This is a genomic window from Streptomyces sp. NPDC048479 (assembly GCF_040651435.1).
Lineage (GTDB): Bacteria > Actinomycetota > Actinomycetes > Streptomycetales > Streptomycetaceae > Streptomyces.
This window is the reverse complement of sequence record NZ_JBEZKA010000032.1, coordinates 20,520-39,134: the sequence shown is the minus strand read 5'-3', so window position 1 is coordinate 39,134 and position 18,615 is coordinate 20,520. Positions and strand designations below refer to the sequence as shown.

Below are 18,615 nucleotides of genomic sequence, written 5' to 3'. Positions count from 1 at the left end.
ACCGCCGCGCACCGGCCGGTGCGCGGCGCGCGCACGCGATGCGCACCGGCCGGTGCGCACTGCCGGGGTGTGGTGCGCACCGCCGGGTGCACTGAACCTCCGCCAACTTGAAGTCGCAGCTCAAAGGGCTGGTGTGCCCGTCTGTCGGGGTGCTCACGCTGGTCGTGGGCGGCAGTCTGCGGGGAAGATCGTCTGTCAGCGGTTGACTTCGAGGTTCGTCAGGACGAGCAGGGCGCGCAAGAGGCGGGTGGCGCGGGCGGGGTCGGTGCGGAGCTTGGTGAGGGTCCGCCAGTTCTTCAGGTGGGCGAAGCCGTGCTCGACCGGCGCGCGTCCTTCCTGAACTCCTCCGGATACGCAGACTTGCGTCCCACCTGGACATCCCTCCCTGGACCATCAAGATCCATTGTCAGGGTGTCCACTCCAAAGGTTCAGCCTCAGGGAATCAGGTGCTGCCTCGCTCGGCACAGGCTCCGGCCGTATTTCACTGCGGCCCGGCTGGCGACAGGGCAGCGTGGGAAGCAGAGTCCGCCCGGGAGTCCATCGCACGTCGACCGGGCGGACCGCTCTTGCATGGTTCTCAGAGAGTGCGCAGGACGGCGACCACCTTGCCGAGAATGGCCGCGGCCGTCCTCGCGGCGCAGACGCTTGGGGCCCGCGGCCTTCATGTGACCCTGACGCGCAGGACGTACCGTTCGCCGGTGCTGATCGCTTCGGCCTGCTCGACCAGATCAGAATGAGGGAACTCCAGCAGGGCCTGGTCGGCCGCCCGTCGCAACAGGGGCAAGATCTCGGCGACGGGCCAGCCGCGGTGCGTCTCGGCGAGCTCGGCGAAGGACCGCTGGTAGGGGGCTCCGTAGGTGCCGGCCGCGTCGGCCATCAGTCGATCGAGGTGCTGCCTGCCGACGCTGATCTCGCCCATGGCTTGCTCCCGTGCCTCCGGGGCCCGGCCGCTCCAGGCTCGCTTCCGATGCTACGAGCCTGGTCTGACAGTCCCAACTCGAGGGCTCAGTCCGTTGCAGCCATCGGAACGGTGATCCTGGACCCTCGGGCGCACGAGCGTCGCGGAGATTCTCCGCGCGAGGACTCCACCTGCCAGCCCTGCGGCGGCCAGTCTGCGACCACGCCCTTCAGGAACTGGTGCCGCTCCGGCGTCCCGGTGCCACGGCCGCACGTTTCAGCAGAGGAAGTGCTGCTGGCTCTTTTCACTTCCGGCACATATGTGACGGCTGTTAAGATCGCGCGATTCGCACGGGCGTTCACCCGGGGCGTATCCGGCTTCGTTTTCCGAAGGTCGCCTTTCTACGCATGTGCGGGCGGTCATCGACTCCCCGTGTGTCCGTCACCCCTGACCTCAGGTCTCCGGGAGGGATCTCTTGCCTCACCACGCCTTCTTTCGCCCGAGTGTCGCAGTAGGCGTGTCCGTACTGCTCGCGGTTGGAGCCTTGCCGCTGGCCGGTACTCCGGCGGCCGCAGCGCCCACTTCTGACATCGTCCTGCCGGCCGCCGACAGGTACCAGCCCCGCAACGCAGTGCTTTCCGGCCGCGGCGACACAGGGCTGCTCTCCCAGCCGGAAGGATCGGCCCACCTGCGCTGGACGGACTACGCGACCGGCGTATCGCGGGACTTGCCCCAGTACGACGCCCCCCATGGGCAGGTGACACTCGCCCAGTCGGACACCGCGTACGAGTTGACTCCCACCAAGCCGTACGTCGTCCGGTTCTACGACCTCGATTCGGGCGCCACCAAGGCCACGGTCACGGTTCCCGAAGGGCTGGCATATGCAGGAACCGCAGGGGAAACGGTGATCGCCTACCTGGGCACCGCCTCCGATGTGCGTGAGGTGCACCTGCTGAAGCCCACGACCGGGGGCGGCACGACCGATCTGACGGTGACCGGCTGGCCAGAGGGCGCCCAGCTGCTCACGACGAGTGAGCGAGACGCCAAGTCGCTGTTGATGCGCTACCGCATGCCCAGCGACGATCCGAAGGTGTTCATGGAGCAGCTCGCGCTCGTCGATGTGGGCGACGGGTCCGTGGCAAAGATCTTCGACTCCTACAAGGCGGGCTCCGCCCGCGCTCCCTTCCTCAGCCACGACTACGTCGGATGGTGGTATCCGGGGGCCGGCGCGCGGCTGCTGCGACGGGACGACTTGGGGGGAGCAGAGATCCAGGTTCCGGCCCAACCGACCCAAGGGAAGGTCGAGTTCAGGGTTGTCGGCGACCACGTGGTGGTGGAGGACTGGGGCACCCATGCTGTTCTGACGATGCCTGTCGCCGGAGGCGAGTGGCGTCAGCTGTTCCCCAGGATGGGCGGATGGATCGATGAGGCGCCGGACGGATCAGCCATCGTCCAGGCCGGTACCGGCCCTAAGGACTGGGGCGTGCAACGCCTCACGCAGTCGCCGGAAGGGCAGATCGTCGCCCGGGAGATCATCGACCTTCCGCCCGTTCCTGCTGCCATCGACGGTGTGTCGCTGGCCAACGGGACGCTGGCCTACACGGACCAGACCTCGCCACCGACGCACGGCGACGTCATGTTCAACACCCGCACGGTGACGGCCGGAGACAACCCTCAGGTGGGGCCGGTGCGTCAAGCCGGTGGCTCGGGCAAGCCCTGCATCTTCATCTACAGCTGTGTCCGGCTGTTCGGAGCGGGTGACGGTTCCGTCGTCTACTACTACGGCGCTTCCCAGCTCTTTAGGCGTACGCCCGCGGGTGAGGTCCAGGCGGTGCTGCTGCCGGAGTCGTCCGGTGAGCTGGTGGCGGCGCATGGCCGGTACGCGGTGTTCTTCGGCGGGATCACGCGCAAGAAACACCTTGTCGACTGGGCGCAGTCCAAGGTGGTGTCCACCCATGCCGTCGCGGCCGCGACGGTGTGGGACGGACAGCTGTGGACCACCACCTCCACCGCGGGACGACTTTCCATGAGCCGTCTCGGATCGGGCCTGCCCGCGGTCAGTGTCGACATCGGTGCCGCCTGTTTCCCCAGTGAGCTGCAGGTCGTTGGCCGCTGGGTGTACTGGGCCTGTGAGGCTCAGCGGAAGGCGGGCGTGTTTGACCGCTCCCGCGGCCGCTCCGTGCCCGTGCCGGTGGGGCACGCCCTGCTGGCCGACGGCTTTCTCGTCCGGCACGACACCAGCCGGGGCCAACTGGTCCGCACCGCATTCGGCTCCGGCCAAGCGGTCAGTACCGACCTCGCCCCGCTCCCGGCCACGGAGAATCTCGAGCCGGAGAGCCACTCCTCGGACCGCCGCATCAGGTGGACCGTGGACCCGAACGGGAACCGGGTGGCCTTCGTCGATGCCTCTGAGCGCATTCACCTGGTGTACGCCGGACCGACGGCGGCGCCGGTGTACCGGGATCACGTCGGCCAGGATGGCATTGCCGATCTGCTGACTCTCAACGCGTCCGGCTCGCTGACCTTCCAGCACGGCGACGGCGCCGGAAAGTTCGCCGGCAGCACCTCCGGCTCCGGCTGGTCGACCTCGGTCCGCGCCGTGCCCTTCGGGGACCTCAATGGTGACCGGTGCAACGACGTGCTCGTACGTGTCGGCGGCGAGCTGCGCGCGTACAAGCCCGGCTGTGGAAAGGCATTGACTCCGACTGCTCCGTACACGTCCCTCGGCACCGCCTGGGCCCAGTTCAATGTGTTGACATCGCCCGGTGACATGACGGGCGACGGCCGGCCAGACCTGGTCGCACGCCAGGCGTCGACCGGGGACATGTACTTGTACGCCGACAATGGTGCAGGTGGTCTGAAGGCGCGAGGGCGGATCGGTACCAACTGGAAGCTGTATCGGGCGGTTTTCGGTGCCGGCGATCTGAACGGCGACGGTATCGGGGAGCTGCTCGCCGTGGACGGCACCAACTCACTGTGGCGGTACAACGGTACCGCGGCGGGCACGGTGAAGCCGCGGGTTCTTGCCTTCGGGAATAACTGGGGCACGGGCCGTAACGCATTCGTCGGCGTTGGGGACATCACCGGTGACGGCAAGGCGGATCTGCTGTCGAGGAACGCGGCCGGTGATCTGCTCCGTAACAGCGGGACGGGAACCGGCTCCTTCGGCTCGACGACGAAGATCGCGACCGGCTGGCAGGCGTACAAGGGAATCTTCTGACCGGCCGATCTGCCGGGTGTCGAGCGGGTCCGTCCGTCGAGGACGGGCCCGCCCGCATTTCCGGCGCCCAGGAATGCCGTGCGATGGCTGACCTGGCCGCCAAAATGGCCGACTCGTAGGCGAGCTCGCCAATACAACCCTCCTGGCACGATGCCCTTACGCAGCCGCTGCCGTTCGCCTGCCCCGCTGGCCTCATCCCGGACGCCACGGGCCTCGACGCGTTCAACGCCGCGTACAAGGCGGCCAAGACGGCGCGCGTGGTGTTCGTCGCCGTCGAGCGCCGCAGCAGGCGGTGGACGGTATCGGCCCACGCGCTCACAGCCGCTCCGGGGCACGTCGTCGTCGACGACGGCGCATGCGACGCCATCCGGGACGCCGTCATCCGCCTGGTCCGCGACCGTGAGGTCCGCTCCGGCTCGTCGGCGGGGCTGGTGCACCTCACGCTGTACGACGTGGCGGACGAGGAGCGAGCTCGCGGCCGCGATGCACGCCGCCCTGTACGGCGACCTGGAGCCGCTGGCCCGGGCTGTGCCCGTCGTGTACTGAGCGGTAGAGCTCCGGGAGCGTCACCCGGTGATCATTTCCGGTCACTGCGCCTAGCAGGCCGAGCAGTTGGCCCGAGTAACGCACCTTCTGCACCCCTGCCGCCCCTGGCTGGTGATTTCGACACCGAGTCGGATCCGCCGGATCTCCCCGCACGCGGTGCAGCGGACGGACCAAGGCCGGCTGGGCCCGCGGTACGCCTCCAGTGGGAGATACCCCATGTCGTGGGCCAGCTGCACAGGGCTCGCCTCGTGGTAAGGCTCAGGGAACGCCGTCGACTGGTTGGCCACCCGGAGGCCACCGTTCTGGCGGGCCTCTTCCCCCCAGTACCGCGCATCCGCCCTGGCTGACCGGACTTCAGGCGGATCCTCGGTGAGCTTGGCGAGGTTCGGCTTCGGGCGCAGCATCGCGATCACGGTCTCGTTGACGGCCACGGGATGGGAGGCCCCGCTGGATCCCGCGCCGCGTGCCGTGGAGCCCATCTCCGTCACCGGGCGCCGCAGCTCGCAGGAGGCGGCCTCCAGGCGCTTGAGGGTCAGGTTCCGCAGTCTCTCCCCCGTTGTGGTGGAACCGCCGTTCTCGGTGAGGCCGTGCTTGCGCATGCCGGAGAGCGCGCCGGTGTGCGAGGCGGTGCGGGCCGTCTTCTGCTCGGACGGGGTCTCCTTGTCGGTGTGCCGGAAACTCAGGTGCGGAGCGCCGATCCGCTGGATCTGATCAGCCGTGGCCACCTTCAACGCTCCGAGCACGCGCAGCACATCGCCGCGGAAACTGTTCGTCGACCCCGCCGGGTTGGTCTTCAGCTTCCCCGCCATCAGCTCTGCTCCTTCATCACTCGCGACCGGCCGCCGAATGCCCGCCGGCCGCGCCCGGCCTGGGAGGGCGCCGGGGCCCCCGGAACCCGATGATCTCCTCCACCACTGACATCAGGAGTAGAGAAGAGGGTTGTGACGCTGCGGAATTCGCGCCAATTCGCGGCCTGAACAGGGGCTTTTCCACGGCTCGGGGTGTCGGGCACCAAAGGGGGTTCCCAAGTGCCCCCCGAAGTGAGGCCCGCGGGAGCCCGGCACGGCTTGCCCGCCACGGGCCGGCCTTCCGGCTCGATCGATGGGTGGTTGTCATCGTCTCGTCTCCTTCGCTGCCCCGGCGGGGCGGTCATCCGAAGGAGCAGCGTGCAGGAGCACCCCTTGGCCGCGATCTGACGGCGGCCCTAGCGAGAGTGGTCAAGGGCCAACGCGGCGTGCCCGTCCGCTGTGCTTGCACCGAACTACATGCACACTCTTCCCTTTGACGGGGTGCCGGGTCTGCCACCGCGGCCTGATCTCGCTTTTCCGGCTGCCGCCAGTCGGGTGGGCTGCCCGGGATGGCGTAGGCAGTGGCAGGCGATGGGGAACGCATCACCGTGGCCGGGCAATCCTGGCTGCTGGCCGATGTGAGAGGAAGAGGGCATGGGGCATGGCGGAAACGTGATCGAGGAGCTCATGGCCGACCACCGCGAGGTCGAGCAGCTTTTCTCCCAAATCGAGGCGCTGCCGACGGGGGATATCAGCCTGCGTGGCCTGGTGGACGAGGTAACGATCGAGCTCGTGCGGCATTCGGTCGCGGAGGAGCAGTACCTGTATCCCGCGGTCCGCGAGCACGTCGAGGGCGGCGCGGAACTCGCGGATAAGGAGATCGCGGAACACGCCGAGGCCGAGAAGCTCATGAAGAAGCTGGAGCAGATGAGGGTGGACGACGAGCAGTTTCACCCCACCCTGCAGACGCTGATGAATGACGTCAACGCCCACGTCCGTGACGAGGAAGGGCAGCTGTTCCCGCGGTTGCGCCAGGCATGTAGGCCTGATGCGCTGGAGGACCTGGGCGACAAGATCCGCCGGGCCAAGGCCATGGCTCCTACCAGGCCGCATCCCTCAGCCCCCGACACGCCGCCCGCCAACAAACTGCTTGCACCGGGCGCGGGGATGGTGGACCGCGTGCGTGACTTCGTCACCGGCCGCGGCAAGTCCTGACTCCAGACACCGGTCGGGAGCGGGCGCTTCCCACCGCCGCGTGTGACGCAGCTCCTTGTCACCGGCCAGGGAGGGTCGCATACGCTGACGCGCCGAACACGACAGCGCGGCCGACTCACGCACGACAGACAGGCACCGGGCGCGCGTGAAAGACGGTTCACATGCCCGGTGACCTCTCGCCAGTGATAGCTGCCGCCACGCGCTGGCTGCTGACCGCCTTCCCGGCAGCAGCCGGCGCCATGAACTACGCCCTGGCCGAAGCCCAGGCACGACAAGCGGCCGCCGTCGCCGCCGCGCTGCGCTACCCCACGACTCTCGACATTGAATTGCTGAACCTGGTCGGCCCCGGCGGTTCCGACCGGCTGGAGTCGCTCACCGGCGCTGACCAGCACAACATGGAAGAGGCGGAAGAGTCCTGGCGTACCTGGGTCGACGAAACCGTCGTCAGCTGGGCGGCGAATCTGCTCACCGACCCCTGCCTCGCCGCCACGGCGGAGGCCGCCCTGTCCGCCACCGAGCACGGCGCTGGCAGCGCTGGCGGCCCGCGACGCCTGACCATCCCCAGCCCCCGCGATCACCAGGCCGCGCCCCTTCTGCGCCACCCCGATCTGCTCAGCCCGATCAACGGCTTTCCACGGGCCCCCGGTCGGCTTCGCACCGGTGGCCAGCTCGATCACGACCGGCTCGCTGCCGTCCGAGGGAATCACAGCACGGCGGTTGCGGCCGCCGCCCGCCTACGGTCCGGTTGCCCCGCAGCCAGTTGGTGACGATGCCCGTGCACGTCTCGCCGGTCTCGGGGTGCTGCCACATCACCCAACTGCCGGGCGAGTAGGCCCCGGCGGCCGGCCTCGGCGCAGTGCCCTTGCGGCGATCCCGCCGCCGCTCAGCGCACCGACGTCGGACGCACCGACTCCGCCGGGGGCCGTTCCCTCAGGGCGCCGTAGGCGAGGAAGTACGCGGGCACCCGGTTCAGCCAGCGCGAGGTAGTGACGAGGTCGGTCAGGCGCTCGGCGCGCCGCACGTCGCCGAAAGGCGGCAGACCCGTCAGGACCGGTTCGATGACGCGGGCGTGAGCGAAGCGCTGGAGGGCCTGGGTCGCGGCCGTGGTCGGCCAGCGGCGGCGCTGCACGCGGCGTAGGTCCCGCAAGCCGACCGAGCCGGCACGCAGCGGTCCGACGAGATGGCGGGCGGCGGCCACAGCGTCCTGGACAGCGAGGTTGATACCGATGCCGAAGACCGGTGACATGGCGTGGGCCGCGTCGCCGATGCACAGCAGCCCCGGTCGGTGCCAGCGCCGCAGCCGGTCGAGGCGTACGTCGAGCAGCTTCACCTCGTCCCACGAGCCGAGCGCGCTCCCCCGGTCCGCGAGCCAGGGGACGGCGGCCGTGAACTGGTCCAAGAACCGGTCGAGACCGGCGGCGCGCCGCGGCGCGTCGGTGCCCTTGAGGATGAGGGCGGCGCACTGCCAGTACTCGCCGCGGTCGATCAGGACGCCGAGAAACCGGTCGCCGACGCCTCCCACGAGCCCGTGCGGGTCGTCCTCGCGCCGCGGCAGCCGGAACCACCAGGCGTCCATCGGGCAGCTGAACCTCCGCACGCCCAGCTCGGTCAGGGACCGGGCCAGGGAGCCGCGGCCATCGCACGCCACCGTGAGAGCGGCACGCAGCTCGCCGGTGCGGCCGTCGGACGTGCGGTAGCGGACGCCGGCGATCCGGCCGCGTTCGACGAGGAAGGAGGTCGCCTCGGTGTTCATGCGCAAGGAGAAGGCCGGCTCCCGACAGGCCTCGTCGACCAGGAGGTCGAGCAGGTCCCACTGCGGCACCATCGCGATGTAGTTGTACTTGCCCGACAGTGCGCCGAGGTTTCCGACGGTGACGAGGGAGCGGCCGGGGCCGAGAGGCAGCTGAATCGTCGTCACCCGGCGCTGCGGGAGCCGGGCGAAGCGCTCGCCCAGGCCGAGGTCGTCCAGGAGCGCCAGGGTCGTGGGATGCACGGTGTCACCGCGGAAGTCGCGCAGGAAGTCGCCGTGCTTCTCCAGGACCGTGACCTGCACGCCGGCGCGGGCCAGCAGCAGGGCGAGGACCATTCCGGCGGGGCCACCGCCGACGACGCAGCACGTGGTCCGATCCACGGTCTCGCCCGTGCGGGCCATGTTCCCCGCGTCGTCCGTGTACGTCGTGGCCTGCGCGTCGATCTCTGCATCTTTCGCGCCCATCACGCCCCCTCCCTTCGGTACGTCTCGTGATCCGCCACACTGGGATACATACCCTCAAGTAATAGAAAACCGCTGCAATCGGTCACCAGTCCCCCGGGAGGCACGATGAGCCAGCAGCCGGCCCTTCCCCCTACGCCGGCCCGGCCTCGTGGCGAACCCCTTCCTGCTGTACCGGCAGCTACGCGAGGACGGCCCGGTCCGTCGCGCCGTCATCGCGGGCGGCCCGGACGCCTGACTGGTCACCCGCTACGAAGACGGTCTCGCGGCTGTCCGACCCGAGGCTGAGCAGCGACGTGCGGGACGCCCCGGCCCCGCGCCTGGTGGAGCAGCCGCCCGAGACCGAGCGCGAGTTGATGATGAGCAACATGCCCCGCTCCCGACCGCCCGACCACACCAGCTGCGCCGCCTGGCCTCGAAGGCGTTCACCGCACACCGGGTCGGCGAGCATCCAAGACGACTTCCCGGTTCACGCGGGCCTCTGCCGCCCGCTCCCAGGACAGTTCGGCTCCGGCATAGTGCGGCTGCCCAGCTCACGGCGCGCTCGTCCTTGGGCAGGTGCGTGATGCCCCGCCCCACCCCGGGGCGGGGCATCACCGGCAGGGCGTAGGTGGTCATGGTCGGCACCACAAGGTTGGGGCGGGGCAGGTTCCGGGCCGCGCGGCCGCGCGGCGGCGAGTCCCGGCCCGTCTGCCCGCCGCGGGGGCCGCGGGGGCCCGGACGGGGACCAGGGGTGGTGGGGATGAGGGGTGGCTGCGAGTGCTGGATCGCGGGCCGGTGTACTCGGTGTCGGTGACGTGGTCGAGCCAGGTGACGTCGTCGCCCTCCCACAGGGCCAGGTGGGCCATGAAGCGGTCGGGGGCGGCGCCATGCCAGTGCTCTTCGCCCGGCGGGGTCCAGATCACGTCGCCGGGGTGGGCTTCGAGGACCTCCGCGCCGCGGGACTGGATCAAGGCGATGCCTTCGACGATGCAGAGGGTCTGCCCGAGGCTGTGGGAGTGCCAGGCAGTGCGGGCCCCGGGCGCGAAGCGGACCATGTTGGCTCGGGACCGAGAGGGCTCCCCACCCCGGAAGATCACGTCCGCCCAGGCGTCACCGGTGAACCACTGTTCGGGCAGCTTGCCTGTCGCAGGCTGCTTGAGGATCTCCATCTGCGTCTCCTGGATGTCGGGGTGCCGCGCACGATCGCGTGCGCGCTGGGTGCCGGCGCGGCTGGATGCGGGCCTATACGTGCAGCAGGGCCTTGATCGCGCGGCGTTCGTCCATGGCCCCGTACGCCTCGGCGGCCTGATCGAGGGGAAGGGTCAGGTCGAAGACCTTGCCGGGGTTGATCTTGCGCTGCCAGATCAGGTCGATCAGGTCCGGCAGGAAACGGCGCACGGGCGCCGGGCCGCCGTGCAGGTGGACCTGGGAGAAGAAGAGGCCTTCGCCGCTAAGGGCAACGTCGTGGTTGACGCCCACAAAACCGACGTGTCCGCCGGGCCGGGTGGAGCCGATGGCCTGCTGCATCGATTCCTGGGTGCCGACCGCCTCGACGACCGAGTGCGCACCCAGGCCGCCGGTCAGGTCCTTGATCCGGGCCACGCCGGCGTCGCCGCGGTCGGTGACGATGTCGGTGGCGCCGAACTCCCGGGCCAGCTTCTGCCGCTGCTCGTGGCGGCTCATCGCAATGACCCGCTCCGCGCCGAGCTGCCGGGCGGCCAGCACCGCGAGCAGGCCGACCGCGCCGTCGCCGACGACCGCGACCGTCTTGCCCGGCCCGGCCTGGGCCGCGACCGCGCCGAACCAGCCGGTGCCCAGCACGTCGGAGGCGGCCAGCAGGTCGGGCAGCAGGTCGGCGTCGGGCACGCCCGGCGTGGGCACGAGCGTTCCGTCCGCGTTCGGGACCCGGGCCAACTCCGCCTGGGCGCCGCTCATGAACTCGCGGTGGACGCAGGAGGAGGGGTAGCCCGAGCGGCAGATCTCGCAGGTTCCGTCCGACGTCGCGAACGAGCCGACGACGAACTGCCCCGGCCTGACGCTGCGGACCTCGCTGCCGACCTCTTCGACGACCCCGACGTACTCGTGCCCCATCGGCACGGGCTGCGAGACGGGCTCGATACCGCGGTAGGGCCACAGGTCCGATCCGCAGACACAGCTGGCCGCCAACCGGATGACCGCATCCGTCGGAGCGGTGATCTCCGGCTCGGCGACCTCCTCCACCCGGACATCGCCGGGGGCATACAGGACGGCAGCGCGCATCATGATCCTTCTTCCTCACTCGCTTCGGGCGTGGTTCCAGCCAACGGGGACCAGGGGCTTGCACAACGCGCGTACCCGCGTGTCGGCCCCGATGCCACCCTGGCGGCAGCGCGGCGGGGCGGCCTGGGCGGGCTGTCAGCCCCAGGTGACGCGCAGGCCTCGGGCGTGGGCGTACTCGGCCAGCTCGCGTAGCTCGTACAGCCGCGACTGGGCGTAGCCCTGGGAGCGGCCGCAGTCAATGAATCGGCCGTCCGTGACGGCGGGGCGCCCGGCATCCTCGGGGTCGAGGGCGAGCGCGAGCAGGAAGCGGCCGAGGAAGAGCTGGGCGTCCTCGTCCCTGCGCGGCGAGCACGACCAGCTGCGTACGGATATCAAGCAGTTGGCGCGCGTGGTCCACGTGCTGGAGGTCGAGAACCAGCAGCTGCGGCAGTCGGCCGGCAAGGACGGTGTGGTGCGCGCGCTCCCAGTCCGGCAGCGGCCGCCCGCCCAGTGACAGGGACAGCAGCCCATGGGCGAGGGAGAGGTGATGCCCGCCTTCCTGGTGGCCAGGCGGATGGGAGGGCGGGCCCGAGCAGGACCGGCAGACACAGATCGTCGCGGTGAACCGGTGACCGACAGCGGCTTACAGACGGAGTGTCTGCGAGGCGGTGACGCGGTTCCAGGCGGCATCGCGCAGCAGGCGCAGGCCGTTGAGGCCGACGATGACGGTCGAGCCCTCGTGGCCGAGGACGCCGAACGGCAGCGGCAGGTGGCCGGCCAGGTCCCAGATGACCAGGCCGGAGATGAAGACCGGCGGCGATGAGAAGGTTCTGCACCACCAGGCGGCGGGCGGCCCGCGACAGGGCGATCACCTTGGGGACGGTGGCGAGTTCGTCGCGCACGATGACGGCGTCGGCCGTCTTCAGGGCGAGGTCGGAGCCCGCGCTGCCCAGTGCGATGGCGGTGTGGGCGGCGGCCAGGGCGGGGGCGTCGTTGACGCCGTCGCCGATGACCAGCACGTTGCGCCCCTGGTCCTCCAGGCGCCGTACGGCTTCGACCTTGTCCTGGGGCAGCAGGCCGGCGTGGACCTCGTCGCCGGTGATGCCGGCCTCGGCGGCCAGGCGGGCAGCGGCGCGCGGGTTGTCGCCCGTCAGCAGCATCGGAGAGCTGCCGGTCAGCGCGCTCAGCGCGGCGACCATCGCGGCGGCGTCCGGCCGCAGCCGGTCGGCGATGCCCAGCACCCCGACGGGGATACCGTCGCGCAGGACCAGGACGGCCGTGCGGCCGCCGTCCTCCAACTCGGCCGCGACCTCGGCGGCGCAGGCTGCCTCGGTGCCGTCCGTGCCGGCGAGGAGGCGGGCGGGCGCGCCGACCGCGACCGTGTCGCCGCCGACGGTGGCGGTGACACCGACGCCGGGCGTGGAGGAGAAGTCCCGCATGCCGGTGATGGCCAGGTCGCGGGTGCGGGCGGCGTCGACGACGGCGCGGACCAGCGGGTGTTCGCTGGGGCGTTCGGCATCGGCCGCCAGCGCCAGCACGGCGTCCTCGGTCAGCCCGGAGCGGGCGATGAGCGAATGTCGGTGACTCGGAGGGTGCCCTCGGTCAGGGTGCCGGTCTTGTCCAGGGCGACCGCCTCGACCTGCCCGAGACGCTCCATGACCACGGCGGACTTCACCAGGACGCCGTGACGTCCGGCGTTGGCGATCGCGGGGAGCAGCGGCGGCATCGTCGCCAGGACCACCGCGCACGGCGAGGCCACGATCATGAAGGTCATCGCCCGCAGCGGTGAACCGGTCAGGTCCCCGCCGAACGCGAGGGGGACCAGGAAGACGGCCGAGCGCTGCTCGCTTGATGGTTCAGCCGGAAACGATGGGCGGGCCGAGGTCGACTACTCCGCCGATTCTGGCGACGATGCCGGATCCGGTGTGTCTCGCGCTGGCGGAAATCGATGACGGTCTCCCGAGCGTGTCACCCAGGTGGACTTCGATTTCGCCGTTGCCGGATGTGTCGAGTAAGTGGGCGGCGAGGCAGCCGACACTGTTGGCGTTCGCGATGTCCTCGGTGACGCCGATCGCGGGGGCGAACATGCGGGCTGCGGCCGTTCCTGCGGTCGGCGAGAGTGCGTAGGTGAAGCAGCCGAGATACCCGAGTCGGCGACACTCGGTTGCCAGCCGATCGAAGTCGGGCTGCATGGACAGCAGTGTCGGGTGATCCCGGACGGGGACGAGAAGGCGTGGCGTGCCGGGCGAAGCGACCCGTACGCCGGCGGCGATGTCCGCTCGTTGCAGGCCGAGGGCCGCGATAATGCCACCGCCGGTGGCGTCGGCGTGGTCCGCCAGGGCGATGATGCCTTGGTCAAACCAGACTTCGACGCCGTCGCGACGGCGGATGGCGGTCGTGGCGAAGGTGCGGCCTGCGGTGCGCTGGCGCCCGTGGTGCTCGGTGGCGCCGCTGCGGTGCAGCAGGACGGCTTGCGCGGCGATGGTGCCATGGCCGCAGTTCGTGAGTTCTCCGGCGCTGGCGAAGAAGCGCACCGTGGGGGTGTCCGCTGTGCTGGTGTCGATGAACGCGGTGTGGGAGGTGCCGGTCCTGCGGGCGGTGGCGTGCCGGTCGTCGTCGGTGAGCGTGGCGTCGTCGATCACGACCGCGGTGGGGCTGCCGCCCTGCCCATCGCGGGTGCAGGCGTTTACCACTGCCATCGGTGGGCCGGCCATCAGGCGGCCGTGATGTCGGCGAAGTGGGGAGCGCCGGGCTCGAGGTCGACGCGAGCGGTGCGCGCGGCGAAGCAGATCGCGTGGTACCACCCGCACAGCAGTAGCACGTCGAGCAGTTGCCGCTCGTCGAGCAACTCCTGCGCGGATCGCCATAGTTCGTCGTCGACGTGGCACGAGTCGTGCAGGGCGTCCACCATCCGGATGAGCATGGCTTCGCGGCCGGCCGTCCAGCAGGGATCGTCAGGGGAGCCGCAGGTGAGTGAGGTGACCTCGGCCGGCGAGAGTTCGGCACGCTCAGCGAAGACCATCACGTGGACGCCCCACTCGTATTCGCAGCCGCAGCGCGCGCAGGTGCGCAGGATGACGACCTCCCGCTCGCGGAGTGTCAGGGTCAGGTCGCGGCCGAGTTCGTACCTGCCCCAGTTGCTCATCGCGACGGTCATCGGCAAGTTCTTGGCGAACGTCCGGAACAGGGCGATAGGAGACGGCGGGCATCATCGTGGCGAGTTGTGCCTCCACGTCCGGCGTGAACGGCGGTTCGAGCGCCGGGATGCGAGCCATGGTCCCTCCAGGTGATTCGGATTCAGAAGCACGGTAGTGATTCGGTTTCCGAAGCGCCAGAGGTGGTGCTTCACGGGATCGGTTTTTCGCCGTCCTCGCCCAGGGCCGAGGCCCACGTGTCGGACCAACGGGCGAGCGGGCGCAATGCCTGGTAGACGCCGCGGCCCAGATCGGTGAGCGTGTAGGTCGTGTCCGGCTGCTGGGCGACGAGGTGGGCGTCAAGAAGCTCGGTCAGCCGTTGCCGCAGGACGCTGGAGGACATGTTGTCGCAGCGCTGCTGCAACGCGCGGAACCCGACCGGCCCGTGCTGCAGCTCCCAGACGATGCGCAGGTTCCAGCGGCGGCCGAACAGGTCGAGGGCGGCCATGAGGGGTCGCCCGGTACTCGATCCGCGTACCGGCCGGCCCGGCCTGGGCATCGTCATCGCCTGCGCCACCCCTCTTGATGCTTCGATCTTCGATACAGTACCGTCCCGCGTATTGATTCTATTTCCGAAGCGACAGGGATGGCATCGTGAGGCGTTTACGCACTGCGCTGTACGCCAAAATGGGCATTGATCTGTCGATCGGGCCGGCACCGGCCGTCCACGCGGTCGGCCGACTGCAGAGCCTGGCGGTGTGATGGCCCTCCCGCCCTTGCCGGAAGAGGGCCACCACTGTGAATCGTGTGGTCTGCGATACGGCGACCTGACCCCGTCGGCGGCCCTCGAGCTGATCCGCAGCCATCCCGCGCGGTACCGGCGCCGGCTGCTGCACCTGCCGATCGACGTCCTGCGCCGGCGGCCGGCGCCCGGAGTATGGTCGGCGCTGGAGTACGCCTGCCATGTCCGCGACGTCTACGACGTCTACGGCACCCGAGTCCGCCGCACGCTGACCGAGCACGAACCCACCCTCGAACCGATGCGCAACGACGAGCGCGCCGAGCAAGGCGCCTACAACCAGCAATCGCTGACCGCCGTACTCCTGGATCTCGAGCGCAATGCTGACCGGTTCGCCGCCCTCGCGAGAGAGATCAGCGCACTGCAGTGGAGCCGCTCAGCCGTCCGGCTCCCTCGCGAACGCCGCACCGTCCTGTGCATGGTTCGGCAGGCCGCGCACGAAGGGCTCCATCACCTCCACGACATCGGGGCGAGCTCTACCGACAGGGCAGTGTTGTTCGACGTCGACGGCGTGCTCGTCGATTCGTACCCCGCATACCGCCGCATCTGGAGCCGATGGGCAACCCACCGCAACCTCGATCCAGACCTGGTCTGGTCACACACCCATGGCCGCCGGCCCGTCGACACCATCCAGGTAGTGGCGCCACAACTCGACGCCGCCGCTGAATACCGGCTGATCAAGGAAATCATGGCCCACGAAGGCGACAGCTTTCCCGTGTACCCCGACGCCGCCGCGGTGCTGCGCCTGTTGCAGGACCGGCGGTGGGGCGTCGTCACCTCAGGCCGAACACCCACGGTCCTGCACCGCCTCCGCGCAGGCGGGCTACCCGATCCTCCGATCCTGGTCGACAGCAGCCAAGTCCGACGCGGCAAACCCGATCCGGAGGGCTACCTACGCGCGGCCCAGCTCCTCAAGGTGCCGGCGCCCGCCTGCCTGGTGATCGAGGACGCTCCCGCTGGCGTAGGAGCGGCCCGGGCCGCAGGCATGACGGTGATCGCAGTCCGCACCACCCACCCTGACGAAGAACTCGCCGGCGCACACCACCGCGCCGACACCCTCAGCGACGCCTTCCCCCTCATCACCGACTGGCTGGACAGGACGCACCGATGACGGCCGCGCCAGAGGCGTCTCCGGAGTGCTTTGCTCGCCCGCTGCTCAACGGAGGTCTGTCATGCACAAGCTCATGGTCCTGTACCCCGAACCCGCCGATTCCGACCACTTCCGCGACTACTACGTGACCAACCACCTCCCGCTGGTCACCCGCCTGCCCGGCCTGCTCGCGTGGCGCTACAGCTTCGACGTGGCAGCGACGCAGGGACAGACGCCGTACTTCGCGGTCTTCGAAGCCGAGTTCGCTGACGCTGCGGCAATGACCGCGGCAAGAGCGTCGCCGCAGGGCCGCCAGGTGGCCGCCGATGTCGCCAACTACGCCACCGGCGGTGCGGTCGTCATCCACTATCCGGTGCAACACGGCACCGGCTGAGCCCGCTGGGCGAGGTTCCCGGGCGGATCGCGTGATCGCCGAAGCGGGCCCGTGCCTGGTCGGCGGCGCGCTCGATACGGCGCCGCTTGCCGTCCGCCGGGTCCAGGAGCAGCTGCTGGACGGCGCCTTGGGCATCGGTGAGATCTGCGCGAAGGGTGATCGTGCGAACGCGGGCATGCTGGAGCCCGAGCCGGGCGTACAGGTCGTAGGCGGCAGCTCTGAGCGCCGGGGTGTGTGCGGTGTACTCCATCCCCGGCTGGCCGGGGCGCTCGCGGCCGCGGCCACCCGCGCGGCCACCTCGGTCATCTCGGGCCCGGACTTCAGATACCGCTCGCCGGGGTCGAGCGGGCCGCGCCGCGGGATCGGACGCAAAAGCCGGGGCGGCGTCCAACACGTCAGCCAGGCGGTGCTGTTCGCGCCGCTCGTAGCGCACGGCGTTGGTGAGCACCGTCGGGATACCGAGCCGGCCGCCCAGAGCCAGGGTGTGCGCGGCCAACCGCACCGACCCGGCACCCAGCCCGGGCAGACCGTAGGCGACGGCCTCGAGCCGAAGAAGACCCTGGCCCGTGATCTCCTGCCATGGGACGAGCAGCCGCTCCGCGACGTCGGGCCGCCCTGCGGCCAGTGCGCGGACGAGGATCACCACGACGTCCTCGCCCAGGCGCTCGTGCAGCGTTTTCCAGGAGGCGACCGGAAACCCGTTGACCGGACGCGCATGGGCCGCGGACACGAGACGGCAGATCTGCGCCCACCCGCTCGCGGAGCCGGACAGCAGCGAAATGCGCAGGCGCGGCTCTGCCACGTGCGTACCACCACGGACCAGCGTGCGCGGGCGCCGAGAAGCCTTCGCGGCGTCGAACGCAGGTATGGCGATGTCCACCCTGAAGATCGGACGTACCCCGGCGCTCATGCACGCTTTCGCATGCCGTACCGCGCCGGTGACACTGTCCCAGTCCGTCGGCGCGAGCGCGCCTCTGCCCAGCTCCGCCGTCCTGCGCGCGATGTCCTGAGGGTGGGAGGCGCCGTAGCGGGCGGAGAACCCGGAAGCGACGTGGAGGTGCGTGAAACCGTCCATCACGTGACTCCGACGAGCTGACGTGATGGGGTGCCGGCAGGGAAGCAGCAGGAAGACGGCAACACGGCTGGACTTGACACAGAATCGAGCTGGAACAGGCCCAGGGTGTCGGAGGCCTGGATGAGCTTGAAGGCGAAGAAGTCGTCCAGTGGCACCTGCTGCGGGTCATCGAGATCGATGGTCTCGCCGGTGGTGCGCTGGATCTCGGCGGTGGCGTGTGCCATCGCGGACTGCATCCGCACGCCGAGGACATCGAGTTTGATCAGGCCGAGGTCTTCGACGTCTTCCTTGTCGGCCTGGACCATCGGATAGCCGCCGGGGGTGGGCTGCACGGGCAGCCTGTCGAGCAGCGAGGCGTCGGTGAGGATGACGCCGCAGGGGTGCATGGCGATCCCGCGTGGCAGGGCGTCGAGGCCCTCGGCGAGCTCGAACAGCAGCCGGTACGGGCCGCCTCTGCCGCCAGTTGCTTCAGTTCGGGCAGTTCGGCGAGGGCGGCGGTGAGTCGCAGGCCCGGATGTGCGGGAACGATTTGGCGATCCGGTCCACGTCCGCGGGCGAGATGCCGAGGGCGAGGCCGGCGTCGCGCAGGGCGTGCCTCGCCCGGTAGGTCTCCGGCATGCCGGTGACGGCGACCCGATCCAGCCCGAAACGGTCAATGATCTTGTCGTAGACGTCGAGACGGCGGGCGGACTCCACGTCGATGTCGATGTCCGGAAGCGAGGCGCGGCGCACCGACAGGAATCGCTCAAAGAGCAGCCGGTGATCCAGCGGGTTGGCGGTGGCGATCATCAGCGCGTGATTGACCATGCTGCCTGCCCCGGAGCCACGGGCAGCGACCCGGATGCCCATCTCCCGTACGTGTAGGGCCGCATTCGGAATGTCCTGTCCCGCCGCAACGACCTGGGGCTTTCCAGTCGTCTCATTTGAGGGACACGGCATTTCTGTCTCACGATCTTGGCCCATCTCGTGGTCTACTCCATGGGCTCGTTGAGCGGGATCTCAGCCACGCGTTCCCAGGCGATGG

At 69.9% G+C, this 18,615-nt stretch carries 14 protein-coding genes and 5 pseudogenes; 5 read left to right on the top strand and 14 right to left on the bottom strand.

Annotated features, from left to right (window positions below; translation table 11 throughout):
• Positions 1–195 precede the first annotated feature (195 nt).
• Together AB0D12_RS34315 and AB0D12_RS34310 are read right to left on the bottom strand one after the other, a co-directional pair.
• A pseudogene (locus AB0D12_RS34315) lies at positions 196–330 on the bottom strand (IS5/IS1182 family transposase); the annotation flags it as partial.
• Between the two features lie 331 nt (positions 331–661).
• The gene (locus AB0D12_RS34310) at positions 662–919 is read right to left on the bottom strand and encodes a hypothetical protein (protein WP_362691816.1); all 258 of its coding nucleotides are present in this window, start codon (positions 917–919) and stop codon (positions 662–664) included.
• Positions 920–1,415: 496 nt separating this feature from the next.
• Here AB0D12_RS34310 and AB0D12_RS34305 point away from each other — a divergent pair, with 496 nt between their 5' ends.
• Complete coding sequence (locus AB0D12_RS34305; protein WP_362691813.1) at positions 1,416–4,118, top strand: VCBS repeat-containing protein; 2,703 nt, start codon at positions 1,416–1,418, stop codon at positions 4,116–4,118.
• 596 nt (positions 4,119–4,714) lie between these two features.
• Here the strand turns inward: AB0D12_RS34305 and AB0D12_RS34300 are convergent.
• Positions 4,715–5,473, bottom strand: coding sequence for a hypothetical protein (locus AB0D12_RS34300; RefSeq protein WP_362691810.1), 759 nt, complete (start codon positions 5,471–5,473; stop codon positions 4,715–4,717).
• Positions 5,474–6,106: 633 nt separating this feature from the next.
• On the opposite strand from AB0D12_RS34300, the gene AB0D12_RS34295 reads away from it, so the two are divergent.
• The gene (locus AB0D12_RS34295) at positions 6,107–6,667 is read left to right on the top strand and encodes a hemerythrin domain-containing protein (RefSeq protein ID WP_362691807.1); all 561 of its coding nucleotides are present in this window, start codon (positions 6,107–6,109) and stop codon (positions 6,665–6,667) included.
• Positions 6,668–6,828: 161 nt separating this feature from the next.
• Positions 6,829–7,434: a hypothetical protein gene (locus AB0D12_RS34290; protein WP_362691804.1), complete on the top strand. Its 606-nt coding sequence runs from the start codon at positions 6,829–6,831 to the stop codon at positions 7,432–7,434.
• A 116-nt stretch (positions 7,435–7,550) separates the two neighbouring features.
• Here AB0D12_RS34290 and AB0D12_RS34285 read toward each other — a convergent pair whose 3' ends face one another.
• The 9 genes and pseudogenes from AB0D12_RS34285 to AB0D12_RS34245 all read right to left on the bottom strand — a co-directional run bounded on the left by AB0D12_RS34285 (position 7,551) and on the right by AB0D12_RS34245 (position 14,741).
• Complete coding sequence (locus AB0D12_RS34285; protein WP_362691874.1) at positions 7,551–8,798, bottom strand: FAD-dependent oxidoreductase; 1,248 nt, start codon at positions 8,796–8,798, stop codon at positions 7,551–7,553.
• A gap of 262 nt (positions 8,799–9,060) precedes the next feature.
• The gene (locus tag AB0D12_RS34280; protein ID WP_362691801.1) at positions 9,061–9,249 is read right to left on the bottom strand and encodes a hypothetical protein; all 189 of its coding nucleotides are present in this window, start codon (positions 9,247–9,249) and stop codon (positions 9,061–9,063) included.
• A 385-nt stretch (positions 9,250–9,634) separates the two neighbouring features.
• Positions 9,635–10,030 (bottom strand): annotated as a pseudogene (locus AB0D12_RS34275) (cupin domain-containing protein); the annotation flags it as partial.
• 73 nt (positions 10,031–10,103) lie between these two features.
• Positions 10,104–11,120, bottom strand: a complete 1,017-nt coding sequence (locus AB0D12_RS34270; protein ID WP_362691871.1) for a zinc-dependent alcohol dehydrogenase family protein — start codon at positions 11,118–11,120, stop codon at positions 10,104–10,106.
• Positions 11,121–11,255: 135 nt separating this feature from the next.
• Positions 11,256–11,495, bottom strand: a complete 240-nt coding sequence (locus AB0D12_RS34265; RefSeq protein WP_362691798.1) for a hypothetical protein — start codon at positions 11,493–11,495, stop codon at positions 11,256–11,258.
• Positions 11,496–11,742: 247 nt separating this feature from the next.
• Positions 11,743–12,933, bottom strand: a pseudogene (locus tag AB0D12_RS34260) (heavy metal translocating P-type ATPase); the annotation flags it as partial.
• A gap of 22 nt (positions 12,934–12,955) precedes the next feature.
• Positions 12,956–13,798, bottom strand: a complete 843-nt coding sequence (locus AB0D12_RS34255; RefSeq protein ID WP_362691795.1) for a PhzF family phenazine biosynthesis isomerase — start codon at positions 13,796–13,798, stop codon at positions 12,956–12,958.
• Positions 13,799–13,812: 14 nt separating this feature from the next.
• A complete protein-coding gene (locus AB0D12_RS34250) occupies positions 13,813–14,256 on the bottom strand; it encodes a carboxymuconolactone decarboxylase family protein (RefSeq protein WP_362691792.1) in 444 nt (147 codons plus the stop codon).
• Between the two features lie 188 nt (positions 14,257–14,444).
• Positions 14,445–14,741, bottom strand: a complete 297-nt coding sequence (locus AB0D12_RS34245) for a helix-turn-helix domain-containing protein (RefSeq protein WP_362691789.1) — start codon at positions 14,739–14,741, stop codon at positions 14,445–14,447.
• Positions 14,742–14,994: 253 nt separating this feature from the next.
• Between AB0D12_RS34245 and AB0D12_RS34240 the strand changes: the two genes are divergently transcribed.
• Positions 14,995–16,143 (top strand): HAD-IA family hydrolase, encoded by a 1,149-nt coding sequence (locus AB0D12_RS34240; RefSeq protein ID WP_362691786.1) that lies wholly within the window; start codon positions 14,995–14,997, stop codon positions 16,141–16,143.
• A gap of 61 nt (positions 16,144–16,204) precedes the next feature.
• On the top strand, positions 16,205–16,516 hold the full coding sequence (locus AB0D12_RS34235) for an EthD family reductase (protein ID WP_362691783.1): 312 nt from the start codon (positions 16,205–16,207) through the stop codon (positions 16,514–16,516).
• A gap of 249 nt (positions 16,517–16,765) precedes the next feature.
• On the opposite strand, the pseudogene AB0D12_RS34230 reads toward AB0D12_RS34235, so the two are convergent.
• Positions 16,766–17,591: pseudogene (locus AB0D12_RS34230) on the bottom strand (PHP domain-containing protein); the annotation flags it as partial.
• Positions 17,592–17,671: 80 nt separating this feature from the next.
• Positions 17,672–18,449, bottom strand: a pseudogene (locus AB0D12_RS34225) (DNA polymerase III subunit alpha); the annotation flags it as partial.
• Between the last annotated feature and the right edge of the window lie 166 nt (positions 18,450–18,615).